We start from the raw sequence: 13,272 nt of genomic DNA, 5'->3' as shown, positions 1-13,272 counted from the left end.
GCATAGGCCTCGTACAGTTCCATCATGGTGAATTCCGGGTTGTGGCGGGTGCTGACGCCTTCGTTGCGGAAGTTGCGGTTGATTTCGTAGACGCGTTCCAGGCCACCGACGGTCAGGCGCTTGAGGTACAGCTCCGGCGCAACGCGCAGGTACAGGTCAAGGTCCAGCGCGTTGTGGTGGGTGGTGAACGGCTTGGCCGCCGCGCCGCCGGGGATGTAATGCATCATCGGCGTTTCGACTTCGAGGAAGTCGCGGTTGTCCAGCCATGCACGCATCGCACGGATGATCTTCGAGCGCTTGATGAAGACCGCGCGCGACTCCGGCGTCACGATCAGGTCGACGTAACGCTGGCGATAACGCTGTTCGACGTCGGCCAGGCCATGCCACTTGTCCGGCAGCGGGCGCAGCGACTTGGTCAGCAGACGGATCGATTCGGCCTTGACCGACAGCTCGCCGGTCTTGGTGCGGGTCAGGCCACCTTCGACAGCGATGATGTCGCCCACGTCCCAGCCCTTGAAGGCGGTGTAGGCATCACCCAGCACGCTGCCCTGCAGGAACAGCTGGATGCGGCCCGATTCGTCCTGGATCTGGGCGAAGCTGGCCTTGCCCATGACCCGCTTGGCCATCAGGCGACCGGCCATCTTCACCTGGCGGCCGTTGCCTTCCAGGGTTTCGGCGGTCCACTGCTCCGCATCGGCGAATTCTTCCTGCAGGCTGCCGGCGAAGTCCTCGCGACGGAAGTCGTTCGGATACGCGATCCCCTGCCCGCGCAGCGCTTTGAGTTTCTCACGGCGCTCGGCGATCAACTTGTTTTCGTCGACGGGGGGGGTATCGGTAGCTTCGCTCATGGATCTGCGGGAATCGTGTAGTGAGGGGGAGTGTTGCGCCCGGCGCAGCCGGTTGCCCAGCATACCAAAAGCGCCCTGCCCCGGCCTCGGGCCGCCCCTGCTGCGGTAGCCGCCAACCTTGGTTGGCGCCCACCGTGTCGACCAAGGTCGACACCTACCGGGCTCCCAGGAACCCCTGCCGCAGTCGATCAACCTCAATCCACCGCCCTGGTAGCCGCCAACCTTGGTTGGCGCTCTACCGCGCCGGGCATGGGGAGGCATCCACGCATGGTCTGGATCTACTGTGTCGACCAAGGTCGACACCTACCGGGCTCGGGGGTCGACACCTACCGGGCTCGGGGGGCGACGCCTACGGGGCTCCGGGGGGGCGACACCTACCCGTTTCCCGGGAATGCCTGCCGCAGCTCATCCACCAGCACCCGCTGGTTCTCCGAATAGTCCACCGGCACCGACACCAGATGCACGCCGCCCGCGGTGAACGCTGCTTCCAGGGTCGGAATGAACTGCTCGATCGCCGTCACCTCGTGCCCTTGGCAGCCATAGGCCTCGGCGTATTTGACGAAATCCGGATTGCCGAAGGTCATGCCGTAGTCGGCGAAACCATCCACCGCCTGCTTCCAGCGGATCATTCCGTAGGCGCCGTCGTTGAGGATCAGCACTACCAGGTTCAGGCCCAGCCGCCGCGCGGTCTCCAGCTCCTGGCTGTTCATCATGAAACCGCCATCGCCACACACCGCCAGCACGCGTCGCTGCGGATACAGGATCGAGGCCATGATCGCTGACGGCAGCCCTGCGCCCATCGTTGCCAATGCGTTGTCCAGCAGCAGCGTATTGGCCACCTGGGTACGGTAGTTGCGCGCGAACCAGATCTTGTACATGCCATTGTCCAGCGCCACGATGCCGTCCGGCGGCATCACCTGGCGCACGTCATGCACCAGCCGCTGCGGCGTGAAACCGGCCTCTTCGGCGCGATCGGCGATGTGCTCCAGGATCGTCGCGCGCAGCGGCAGCAGTGCAGCGGCGTTGTCCACCCTGCCCTCGATACGGTCGGCCAGCAGGGTCAGCGAGCGGCCGATATCGCCGATCACCTCCACCTGCGGGAAGTACACCTGCTCCACCGCAGCCTGCGAGTAGCCGATGTGGATGACCGTGCGGCCACCCGGGCGCATCACGAAGGGCGGCTTCTCCGTCACCTCGTGGCCAATGGTCACGATCACATCGGCCTGATCGATGGCCATGTGCACGTAGTCGCGCTCGCTCAGTGCCGCCGTGCCCATGTACAGGCCCGAGCCACCGGCCACCGCGCCCTTGCCCATCTGCGTGGTGACGAACGGGATGCCGGCCCGCAGCACGAAGGCCGACAGCGCCTCGCTGGACTGCGGTCGCGACGCCGCCGAGGCGATCACCAGCAGCGGACGCTTGGCCTCGCGGATGATCTGCGCCGCACGGTCCAGCGCCTCGGGACTGGCGATCGGCCGATCCACCGGGTGTGGCGGGATCAGTGCAACGTCCTCGACCTCCATCGCCGCGATGTCCTCGGGCAGTTCCAGCAGCACCGGCCCGGGGCGCTCTTCCAGCGCCGTGCGGAAGGCCTCGCGGACGATGGTGGGGATGGTGCGCGCCGAAACGATCTGCCGCGCCGACTTGGTCAGCGGCTTCATCGTGCTGACGATATCCACGATCTGGAAGCGCGCCTGCTTGCTGGCCACGATGCCCTTCTGCCCGGTGATCATGATCACCGGCCACGCGCCGAGCAGTGCGTAGGCGGCACCGGTGGTGAAGTTCAGCGCACCCGGGCCGAGCGTGGCCAGGCACACGCCGGGCTTGCCGGTCAGGCGGCCGTAGGTCGCGGCCATGAACACGGCAGCCTGTTCGTGGCGGGTGATGACCAGCTCGATGCTGGAGTGGCGAAGCGACTCGACGACATCGAGGTTCTCTTCACCGGGAATGCCAAAAATGCGCTCGACGCCCTCGTTTTCGAGTGCGGCGACGAGCAGATCGGAACCCTTGGACATGGAATGACGTCCTTCTCGCAGTGCGTGATGATGGAACGTTGCAGGGATGCTGACAGGAACGGTGGATGGCCCGCGTCAACGGCGGTCGAACCACACCGTCTGCGCGTTGACGAACTCGCGGATGCCGAAGTGCGACAGCTCGCGGCCGAAGCCGCTCTTCTTCACTCCGCCGATCGGCACGCGTGGATCGGAGGCAGAGAAACCGTTGACGAACACGCCACCGGTCTGCAGCCGGCGCGCCAGCTGCATCGCGCGGGCGTGGTCGCCGGTCCACAGATTGCCGCTCAGGCCGAACTCGCTCTGGTTGGCCAGTTCCACCGCATGGTCGGCGTCGCGCGCGCGGCTGATCGACGCCACCGGCCCGAAGGTCTCGGTGTCGAAGGCCTGCATGCCCGGCTCGACGCCCGCCAGCACGGTGGGTGCATAGAAACTGCCGGGGCGATCGAGCTGCTTGCCGCCCACGAGCAACTGCGCACCGGCCTCGACCGACGCACGCACCTGTGCATCAAGCTGTTCAAGCAGGTCCTGCCGGGCCATCGGTCCGATCCGGTTGCCGGCCTCGCGGCCATCGCCCACGGTCAGCGCCTGCACGCGCTCGCAGAACAACGACACGAAACGCTCATACACGGCGTCTTCGACGATGATGCGCTTGCCGGCAATGCACACCTGCCCGGTGTTCTGGAAGCGCGAGGCCACCGCGGCATCGACCGCTGCCTCCAGGTCGGCGTCGGCCAGCACGATGAATGGATCCGAGCCACCCAGCTCCAGCACCACCTTCTTCAGCGCCTGCCCGGCCTGCGCGGCGATGCTGCGCCCCGCAGCGACGCTGCCGGTCAGGGTCACGGCAGCGATGCGGTCATCGGCGATGGCGGCACTGGTTCCCTCGCGGCTGATGTTGGCGGCGATGAAGGTGCCGTCGGGCAGGCCCGCGTCGCGCCACGCAGCGGCGAGCAGCCCGGCGGTGCCGACGATGTTTTCGGCCGGCTTCAGCAGGAAGCCGTTGCCGCCCATGAGGATCGGCACGGCCGCGCGCATCACCTGCCAGTACGGGAAATTCCACGGCATGATGCCGAGCACAACGCCCAGCGGCAGGTAGGAGACATAGGCCTTGTTGTCGGCCACCGCGGTCGGCTCATCGCGCAGGAACGCCGCACCGTTGTCGGCGTACCAGTCACACAGCACCGCGCACTTCTCGATCTCGGCCAGCGACTCGGCGTGGACCTTGCCCATTTCGGCAGTGGCCATCGCAGCGAGGGGTTCGCGGTCGCGACGCAGCACAGCGGCCATCGCACGCAGCACGCTGGCGCGTTGTTCCAGTGACTGCGCGCTCCAGGCTGCAAAACCGGCCTGGCCGCGGTCGAGGATGGCTTCCAGTTCGGCGTCGGTGGCGAAGGGGTGGCTGGCGATCTGCTGGCCGGTCGCCGGATCGCGGGAAATGGCAGCGGGGGCTGCGGGGGAAGCGGACATGCAGGTCTCCTGTTGTCTCGACAACGGGCGGCTGCCCGTTTCCTGACAACGAATGTGGACCCGATCGATGGCAGCAACAAGGCGTCTGCGTATCCTGTGACCTGCACTTACCTGCCTGAATGGGGTTGATCGGCAGGGCTGCGCCCTGGTACGCGCCATCGCATGCGCGCTGCCGCTCCCACGCTTCGCTACGCGAACCGCGGGCCCCACTTACCAGCCCCCATACCCCCGCCGCTTCGCGGCCGCCCCCTGACTCAGGGGGCTCTTCTCCAGACCCAACCCGGCGCCTCCAGTAGATCCACGCCATGCGTGGATGAATTTCCATCGAGATCGACTATCTCGAATTGAAACCGAAAAGCATCCACGCATCGCGTGGATCTAACGTGTCGACCAAGGTCGACACCTACCAACAGCAGCGGAGATCTGTCAGAGGTGGGGCGGTGTCGGAGTGCGGGGTGTCCGCGGCATGGATGCCGCGGCCAAGCCCCCATGGATGGGTTCACGGCGTCCCCGCACTCCGACACCGCCCCGCCACCCCACGGAAAGCCGGCTGTTGCTGTTGCTGTTGCTGTTGAGGTTGCCGGCCAGCGACCGGCACTACAGCAGGTGCAGGGCGCAGCCCTGCCGACCAACCTACCTTCGCGGCAGGTAGGTCACCAGTGACAGGTCATGCCGGCTCTCCGGCACCAGCGCCACGTACTGCAGGTCCAGCAGCCCGCGCGTGGGATGGTTCAGCTTCTTCGCACCTTCGTCGAAACGACGCACATCGTGCTCGGGCCACCACTGGCGGAACTGCTCGCTGTGCGCACCGATGTCCTCGGCCAGTGCCAGGAACGGCGCCTTGTCCGGCGCCTGCGCCATCGCCGCGCGGAAGCTGGCCAGCAGCCCGCGGGTCATTTCTTCCCAGTTGAGGATCAGCGTGCGGTACGGCGGATACAGGAACATCAGCCGCAGCGTGTTGCGTTCGTGCGGCGCCAGCTGACCGTAATCAACAAACAGATCGGCGATGGCCGGGTTCCAGGCCAGGATGTCGAATCGGGTATTGCGCACGTAGGCCGGGATCGGCTGCATCGCCTCCACCAGCTGGCGCAGGCCGTCGGTCACCGTCTCGTCGGGCGATTCCAGCGGCACGCCATAGCCGGACAGCGCGAACGCGTAGGCGCGCTCGTCGTCGCTCAATCGCAGTACCTGCGCCAGGCGCTCCAGCACCTCGGGCGAGGCGCGCACTTCGCGGCCCTGCTCGATCCAGGTGTACCAGCTGACACTGACCCCGATCGCCAGTGCGACTTCCTCGCGCTTCAGGCCCGGCGTGCGTCGGCGGCCGGCTGGCAGCCCCAGCGTTGCTGGGTCGACCCGCGCACGGCAGGCCTTGAGAAAGCCTCCCAGTTCCTTGCGTTCGGCTTCACTGCGCATCATCGCCCTGCCCTGCAGGTTTCAACGGCGTTGCGGGACGCCGATGACGTCCCGAAACGCAGGGCCCGGGCAGCGGACGGTACCGCTGTCGCCGGGCACGCATCAGGCATCGATGCGCTTGGAGCCGACCGCCAGGCCGGCCTTCAGGCTGGCCTCGACGAACTCGTCCAGGTCACCGTCGAGCACCTTCTGCGTATCCGAACGCTCGATGCCGGTGCGCAGGTCCTTGATACGGCTCTGGTCGAGCACGTAGTTGCGGATCTGGCTGCCCCAGCCGATATCGGACTTGGTGGCTTCCACCGCATCACGCTCGGCGTTGCGCTTCTGGATCTCCAGCTCGTACAGCTTGGCGGCCAGCATCTTCATCGCGTTGTCGCGGTTCTGGTGCTGGCTACGGCCGGTCTGGCAAGCCACGACCGTGTTGGTCGGGATGTGGGTGATACGCACCGCCGACTCGGTCTTGTTGACGTGCTGACCACCGGCACCGGACGAGCGGTACACGTCGGTACGCAGATCGGCCGGGTTGATGTCGATTTCGATGTTGTTGTCCACTTCCGGCGACACGAACACCGAGGTGAAGCTGGTATGGCGGCGGTTGTCCGAGTCGAACGGCGACTTGCGCACCAGGCGGTGCACGCCGGTCTCGGTCTTCAGCCAGCCATAGGCGTAGTCGCCTTCCACGCGCAGCGTGGCCGACTTGATGCCCGCGACGTCGCCACCGGACACTTCCATCAGCTCGGTCTTCCAGCCACGCGATTCACACCAGCGCAGGTACATGCGCAGCAGGATCTCGGCCCAGTCCTGGGCTTCGGTACCACCGGCACCGGCCTGGATGTCGACGAACGCCGGAGCGTTGTCCATCTGCCCGGAGAACATGCGCTGGAACTCCAGCTTCTCCACGTGCGCCTGGTGCTTGTCCAGGTCGGCCACCACGGCCAGCGCGGTGTCCTCGTCCTGCTCGGACTCGGCCAGCTCCAGCAGTTCGGTGGCGTCGCTCAGGCCCTCCAGCACCGCGGCGATGCCGCCCACGGTCTTTTCCAGGGTCGAGCGCTCGCGCCCCAGGTTCTGGGCGTACTCGGCATTGTTCCAGACGTCGGGGCTTTCCAGCTCCCGCGTTACTTCCTCAAGACGCTCTTTCTTGGCGTCGTAGTCAAAGATACCCCCGGAGCGACAACACGCGATCGGTCAGATCGGCGATGCGCTGGCGGACAGGATTCAGTTCGATCATGTCGGCGGTTATGCATTCAAAAGATGACTGCAAATGATACCGCAGGCCGGGGTGAACCGGCGCAGAAGCCGGTCCCGCCCTGCCACGCCCCTACCCGCCCAAGGCCTGGCGCAGCAACGGCAGCTGGCGCCGGCTGCAGGGTACCTTGGCCCCATCGGCCATGTGCAGCAAGGCCTCGCCCCCATCCAGCGGCTCGATCGAGCGCAGCTGGTCACGGTTGACCAGCCAGCTGCGGTGGCTGCGCAGGAACAGGACCGGGTCCAGCCGCGCCTCCAGCACGGCCATGGTGATCCGCAGCGGGTAGTCATGCCCGCGCACCCGCAGGTTCACATAGTTGCCGGCGGCCTGGGCGTACTCGACGTCGGCCGTGGCCACCAGGAACTCCTTGCCCAGCTTGCGCACAAGGAAATGGTCGGGGCGATCGACCGGTTCGACCGGCGGGCCCTCATCGGGGGCGGCAAGCAGGGTCGCTTCACCCTGGCGGCGGCGGCCGAACCAGGCCAGGGCATGGACTGCCGAGACCAGCAGCGCATAGGTCTGGATGTCCTTGAAGAACTCGTAGAACCATTGCGCCGGCCAGTCCCCAAAGGTGTAGTGGCTGCCAAGCACGGCGTGGGCGGCCTTGCGCAGCAGGACCATCGCACTCACATGCAGCAGCCACCACGCAACCGCGCCCAGCAGATACGGCACCAAGCGCTGTCGCCAGGTATCGGTGTGCAGCGGCCAGCGCGAAGCGGCGCGGATCAGCACCGCCAGCAGCAGCAGCGACACCAGCGCACTGCTGAACTCGTCAATCGTGGCCGCCATCCATTGGGAGGGCAGCCCATCGCGCGCCGCCATCATGGCCTTGGCCAGCACATTGGCCGCCGCCGTCCCCAGGAACAGTACGACCCAGAACACGGCTGCCTGCCGCCCTTGCCTGCCGTTGCCCATCGATTCGCCACGCACGTCCGGGTCCTGCTGGTTGTACTCATCCATCACTGGATTATCGCCAACCACAGCCCCGCTGACGTACGCCATTCGTCCCCCCGCCCCGCCATTGGGCCCTGCCGGGCATCCAACCGCCCCTTGCTGCTGGCGACAGCCCACAAGGACTTCCACTCTGCGAGGACTCCAACACGGATACCGCCATGACCCGCCGCCACGACCTCGACACCCTGCGTATCGGTGCCTTCGGGCTGTTGATCCTCTACCACGTGGCCATGGCCTACGTGGCCGGATGGGACTTCCACCTCAAGAGCGTCCACACCGCGGAGTGGCTGCAATGGCCGATGATCGCGCTGAATCGTTGGCGCATGCCGCTGCTGTTTGCCATCTCCGGCATTGCACTGGGCCTGTGCCTGCCTGCGCAGGGCCGTTGGCGGTTCGCGTTACGGCGCAGCGGGCGGCTGTTGTTGCCGCTGTTGTTCGGCATCGTCGCGGTCGTTTCGCTGCAGGCCTACTGTGAAGCGGTGGACAAGGGCGACGTCACGCCAGGGCTCGGTGCATTCCTGTGGCGCTACTGGCAGTTCCGGCCGTGGCCGGGAGCCAGCTTCACCGGTGCCGCCTATGGCTTCACCTGGAACCACCTGTGGTACCTGGCCTATCTGATCCCTTACACGCTGCTGGCGATCGTGTTGGCCAGCGTAGTGCGGCCGCTGCACCACCGCCTGCCGGGCCTGCCTGCGGGCGACCGCTGGGTGGCCACGCTGGGCCTGCTGCTGCCGGTGCTGTGGCTGGCGTGGGCGCTGCTGGTGATCCTGCCCGCCCACCCGCCAACCCATGCGCTGGTCGATGACCTGTACGTCCACGCCGAATCGCTGCCCCTGTTCCTCGGCGGCTTCCTCGCCGCGCGCTGGCAGCGCGGCTGGGATCTGCTGGTGCGCGGCCGGCGGTTGACCCTGGCGCTGGCCGTTGTCGGGCTGACTGTCGAACTGGGCATCCGCGCGTTGGGGCGGATGCCCGACCTCGGCGATCTGCCGCAATGGGTGCTGGCGCTGCCGTGGGCGCAGACCGAGCGCGTTGGCCGAGCGCTGTACACCTGGTGTTCCCTGCTGGCCCTCTTCGGATGGGCGCAGGTCCTGCTGGCGCGGCCATGGCGTGGCCTGGGCTACTGCCGCGAGGCGGTGTTCAGCTGGTACATCCTGCACCAGACCGTGCTGATCATGCTGTTGTACTGGTTGCGTCCCCTGCAGCTGGGCGCATGGCTGGAGCCGGCGCTGGTGATTGTAGGCACCGTCGCCGGCTGCCTGCTGATCCATGAACTGCTGGTACGCCGTGTGCGCTGGCTGCGGCCGCTGTTCGGGTTGCGTGCCGATCGCAACGGCGCAGTGAGCATCACGCAGGACCACAGCGCCGGCCGCCGGGCATGGCCCGGCGCTACCGCACCTCGAACTCGCCGACCAGCACCGTCTCGGCACGATCCTTCAGCCGCATCGTGATCATCTGGTCCTTCTGCTTCGGCGTGCCCCAATGGGTGGTCAGGCGCAGCATCAGCGTCGTCGCACCGGTCACCAGCTGCTGGCGGCTGCCGAAGTAGTTCGCCTCCACCTTGTACTTGCCCGGCTTGGCGTTGCGCAGCGAGAACTGTTCCGGACCATAGCCACCGGTGAAGTCCTGCGACATCTGCCCACCCTGGTAGGTCAGGCGGTTGCCGTAGTACGCACGCTCGCCGTTCGGGTCGGTGACCCACAGGTCCATGTCGCTGTTGTCGGCATCCCAGGCCAGCACCACGCGCAGGTCCAGTGGCATCGCCTGCAGCAGGCGCGGGTCGATGCCGGTGGTATCCAGGCGCGGCGTGCTGCCGGCCACCAGGTTGGTCAGTTCATCCAGGGCGATCAGCGCGATGCCGTCGAAACGACCATCCCACGGCCGCACGACCACCTGGTACAGCGGCGCCAGCGCCTGCTGCGGCTTGCCCGCTGCGGCCAGCGCCAGGCCCAGATCACGGAAGCTCTGCGGTTCCTCCTGGCCCATCGCCAGCACCTGCTCGAACACCGGCACCGCCAGTGCGGGTGCATCGGCCTGCAGCAGGCGGTAGCCGAGAACGCGCAGCAGATGGCGGTTGTCCAGCTCCATCTCGGCCAGGTTGGACAGCACGCGCAGGGCAAGATCGCGCTGGCCCTGTTCGATCAACAGGTCGGCCACGTCGAGGAAGAACGCACTGCTGTTGGCGTTCGCAGCGCGCTCGGCCAGATAGCGGTCGTACAGCTGCGACGACGGCCCCTGGCGCAGGCGGCGGGCAACCGGCGAATCCGATTGCCAGGCGGCCAACCGGATTCCCAGCTGGCCGTCATTGGCGGCGGCCGGTGCATTGGACGCCGTGGGTTCGATGGCAACTGCATCCATCGCGGCCTCCAGGCCCGCAGGTGCCTGCCGCGGCGGCGATCGACGGGCGCGCGCGCTGCTGGACTCCGCCCGCTGCTCGGCGGCAACGGCCATCGGCGCTGGCGCGGGAGGAGGCGCGGCGAGCATCGCCACCGGGGCAGCCGCATACGCGTCCTGACCGACCACTTCCAGCGCCTTCGCCTGCACGCGCATGCCCTTCGGCCAACGGCGGCTCCACCATTGCTGGCGCTGCTGCCACTGCGTCACCACCTTGTCCAGGCGCTGACGGTCGGCGGCATCGCGATCTGCAACCTGGCGTGCGAAGCGCTGGTCGTACTGGGCGCGCAAGGCACCTGCGGGGCGGATCGCGTAGCGCAGGTAGTCGTCCAGCGTTTCCAGCACGATCAGTGAAGTGTCCGGGCCCACCAGGCTGAACTGCTGCGACAGGCGCTGCATCGCCTCGCGATTGCCGCGCCGATCGGTCGACAACTGCTGCAGGCGTGCCTGTGCCCACAGGCCGGCCAGCAGATCGCCATCGGCGCTGGTGGAGCTCTCCGGCAGTGCCTGCCATTGCCCACCGGCAATGCGCACCCGCATCGGCACACCTTCGGCCGCCAACCGCGCATGCAACCACAGCCAGCCCTGGGCCTGGCTGCGGCGGTCGACCACCACGTCCTGCACGCCACGGCCGGCATCGATCTGGACATCCAGTGGCATCGACAGCAGCTCCCGTGCAGCGGCATCGATATCGCTGCCGAGCGCCACGAAACTGCCAGCATGCGCCTCGCTCCAACCGCGCAGGCGTGTGGCATCGGTGCGTGCGCCGGCACTGCTGACCGCAAACAGGCGCTGATCGGCGGCCAACGCCGGCAGTGCTTCCGGCCCATAGGTCAGCAGGCCGTCGCTGACCATCAGGTACTCCTTCACCGAGGGCTGCGGCTGCCACTGCGCCAGCGCGCTGGCGCCATCCGGCTGCACCGCCATCAACGCGCGCCGCAGTTCACTCCAGTCACCCCTGCGGATACGGAAACGACGCACAGGCTCGGCGCGATCACGCAGCACGGTCAGCGCGACGTTGCCCTCGCCCATCGCAGCAAAGTAGCGATCCAGCAGCGCGAACTCGCGGGTGCGGTCGCGCTGGCCTGCGGAACCCGAACCGTCCCACAGCAGCCCCACCTCCGACGGCACACGGCGCGGCGCGGTCGACGTCGGCACCGGCAGCTGCGCCAACAGGTAGTGACCGTCCTGCCAGCGTGCAACCTGCACCTGTGCCTTGCGCTCGGCCAGCAGCGTCCATTGCAGCTGGGCCGGCAACTGCGCGCCACGTCCTTGCCAGTGCAGGCGGCCATCGGCGATGCGGAACGGCGCGCTTCCTGCCTCAGCCCCCTTCGGTGCCCGCACGTCCAGTTCGACGGCTGCGGCGCCGGCGACGAACTGCAGCGGCAGTGTCCAACGCCAGCCCTGCCCGGCATATGCCAGCGGCTCGCGTACGACCAACTGCACGCGGCGGCTGCCGCCGGCCGGCAGCGGATACACGCGCAGCCGGAACTGGTTGCCGGCGGTCTGCTCCAGCAGGCCCGGGTCGACGCCACGGCGGGCGATCTCCTCGAACACCTGACGACCGCGGTCCTTGGGCACCGGTACTGCCTCGCGCAACTCGCCGTTGATGTCCAGGGCGAACCCGGTGATCTGCTGGCCCTCGGCCAGCGGGAACTGCAGCTCGCCTTCCAGCACGCGCTGGTTGGGGTTATGGAACTCCAGGGTGATACGGGTCTGGGCGATACCGGCCTGGACCTCGCCTTCGATGCCGGCATGTCGCAGCTGCACGGGCTGCTCGGCGGCGGGCGCGATCAGGAGCGGAGTGGTTGCCTGCGGTCGAGCAATTCGGGGCGCCTGAGCGCCGACAGGCCAGGCCGCAAGGGCCAGCAACAACACAGCGCAGCAACGGGTGAAGACCATGACAGGACTCCAGTGGGATCGTGACTGCTTGAACGCACCAACCGGGTGGACGGGGTTAACGTGATTCGATGCTGGTTCTTCGCTGCCCCTGGGCGCACCATGTGCGACTTCCCGATCCCGTGCAAGGATGCCCATGCGTTCTCTCCTGCTTCCCACCCTGCTGGCCCTGTGCTGGCCGTTGGCCGCCGGCGCCGTCGATGCGCCTGCAGGCCTCTATTTCCAGCATCACGACTGGGTCGTGGCCTGCGACAACACGCGCACGTGCCGCGCGGCCGGCTACGCCAGTGGCGATGACAGCACCCTGAGCGTGCTGCTGACCCGGGCGGGCGGCCCCAATCAGGCCATCAGCGGTCGGATGTCGTTGCAGCCGATCGATGACCAGCCGCAGCCCAAGGGCGCGCTGCACCTGCGCATCCAGCAGCGTGACCTCGGTGTGCTGGCGCCGGCCACGGAGCCGGGTGTCCATGTGCTCAGCGCGGCACAGACCAGCGCAGTGCTGTCCGCGCTGGTGCGCGATGGTGGCATCGCGGTTGTCGATGGCGCCGGCCACACGTGGCCGCTGTCGGACAAGGGCGCAGCGGCTGTGCTGTTGAAGACCGACGAGTTCCAGGGCCGTGTGGGCACGCCGGGCGCGGTGATGCGCAAGGGGGCCGCTGCCGAAAGCAGCGTGCCTGCCGCCGTTGCCAAACCCGTGGTGCGCAAGGCACCGACGCTGTCGACGCCACCGGACGACCCGGCGTTTTCCAAGCTGGCCGCCTCGCCGGCGCTGCGTGCGGCGCTGCGCGCCACTCTGGAAGAACCCAGCTGCGAAGGCCTGCTCGACACCGACCCGGATCTTCCGATCAGCAATTCACCACTGCAGATCCAGCGCCTGGACGCCAAGCATCTGCTGGTCAACGTCCCCTGCTGGCGCGCGGCCTACAACAGCGGTGATGGCTACTGGGTCATCGGTGAGAAAGCGCCCTACCAGCCGCAATGGGTGACCAGCGACGCGATCGACTACGGCGACGGGCAGATCGTCGCCTCGCACAAGGGC

Annotated in this window: 9 protein-coding genes; 2 read left to right on the top strand and 7 right to left on the bottom strand. The window is 67.4% G+C overall.

Annotation, left to right across the window (positions count from 1 at the left end):
• The 6 genes from AC1DJN_RS15650 to AC1DJN_RS15625 all read right to left on the bottom strand — a co-directional run.
• Positions 1–848, bottom strand: an 848-nt coding sequence (locus AC1DJN_RS15650; protein WP_478039432.1) for an amino acid--tRNA ligase-related protein, incomplete at its 3' end; no start/stop codon positions are given.
• A 374-nt stretch (positions 849–1,222) separates the two neighbouring features.
• The gene (locus AC1DJN_RS15645; protein ID WP_025878943.1) at positions 1,223–2,863 is read right to left on the bottom strand and encodes an acetolactate synthase large subunit; all 1,641 of its coding nucleotides are present in this window, start codon (positions 2,861–2,863) and stop codon (positions 1,223–1,225) included.
• Positions 2,864–2,938: 75 nt separating this feature from the next.
• Positions 2,939–4,330 (bottom strand): NAD-dependent succinate-semialdehyde dehydrogenase, encoded by a 1,392-nt coding sequence (locus AC1DJN_RS15640; protein ID WP_032975477.1) that lies wholly within the window; start codon positions 4,328–4,330, stop codon positions 2,939–2,941.
• 633 nt (positions 4,331–4,963) lie between these two features.
• Positions 4,964–5,746, bottom strand: a complete 783-nt coding sequence (locus AC1DJN_RS15635) for a helix-turn-helix transcriptional regulator (RefSeq protein ID WP_025874707.1) — start codon at positions 5,744–5,746, stop codon at positions 4,964–4,966.
• 99 nt (positions 5,747–5,845) lie between these two features.
• Positions 5,846–6,971, bottom strand: a protein-coding gene (gene prfB, locus AC1DJN_RS15630; protein WP_099783880.1) for a peptide chain release factor 2 whose coding sequence is annotated in 2 segments (ribosomal slippage) — positions 5,846–6,895 and positions 6,897–6,971 — 1,125 coding nt in all. Because the reading frame shifts where the segments join, the coding sequence is not laid out codon by codon here.
• Between the two features lie 90 nt (positions 6,972–7,061).
• Positions 7,062–7,904: a LytTR family DNA-binding domain-containing protein gene (locus AC1DJN_RS15625; protein ID WP_301909887.1), complete on the bottom strand. Its 843-nt coding sequence runs from the start codon at positions 7,902–7,904 to the stop codon at positions 7,062–7,064.
• Positions 7,905–8,101: 197 nt separating this feature from the next.
• Here AC1DJN_RS15625 and AC1DJN_RS15620 point away from each other — a divergent pair, with 197 nt between their 5' ends.
• Positions 8,102–9,391, top strand: coding sequence for an acyltransferase family protein (locus AC1DJN_RS15620; RefSeq protein ID WP_442252238.1), 1,290 nt, complete (start codon positions 8,102–8,104; stop codon positions 9,389–9,391).
• On the opposite strand, the gene AC1DJN_RS15615 is transcribed toward AC1DJN_RS15620, so the two are convergent.
• The gene (locus AC1DJN_RS15615) at positions 9,330–12,236 is read right to left on the bottom strand and encodes a VIT domain-containing protein (protein WP_442252239.1); all 2,907 of its coding nucleotides are present in this window, start codon (positions 12,234–12,236) and stop codon (positions 9,330–9,332) included. The genes AC1DJN_RS15620 and AC1DJN_RS15615 overlap by 62 nt on opposite strands.
• Positions 12,237–12,369: 133 nt before the next feature.
• Here AC1DJN_RS15615 and AC1DJN_RS15610 point away from each other — a divergent pair.
• On the top strand, positions 12,370–13,272 hold a 903-nt coding region (locus AC1DJN_RS15610), incomplete at its 3' end, for a DUF1176 domain-containing protein (protein WP_478039430.1).

It is taken from the genome of Stenotrophomonas sp. 05L414_2 (assembly GCF_056397905.1).
Note: the sequence above shows the minus strand (reverse complement) of the source record. Positions and strands in the feature narration are given on the sequence as shown.

Excerpts from the sequence above, each read along its gene's own strand:
- AC1DJN_RS15640 (WP_032975477.1), bottom strand. The coding sequence starts at position 4,330 with ATGTCCGCTTCCCCCGCAGCCCCCGCTGCCATTTCCCGCGATCCGGCG.
- AC1DJN_RS15620 (WP_442252238.1), top strand. The coding sequence starts at position 8,102 with ATGACCCGCCGCCACGACCTCGACACCCTGCGTATCGGTGCCTTCGGG.
- AC1DJN_RS15635 (WP_025874707.1), bottom strand. The coding sequence starts at position 5,746 with ATGATGCGCAGTGAAGCCGAACGCAAGGAACTGGGAGGCTTTCTCAAG.
- AC1DJN_RS15625 (WP_301909887.1), bottom strand. The coding sequence starts at position 7,904 with ATGGGCAACGGCAGGCAAGGGCGGCAGGCAGCCGTGTTCTGGGTCGTA.
- AC1DJN_RS15645 (WP_025878943.1), bottom strand. The coding sequence starts at position 2,863 with ATGTCCAAGGGTTCCGATCTGCTCGTCGCCGCACTCGAAAACGAGGGC.
- AC1DJN_RS15615 (WP_442252239.1), bottom strand. The coding sequence starts at position 12,236 with ATGGTCTTCACCCGTTGCTGCGCTGTGTTGTTGCTGGCCCTTGCGGCC.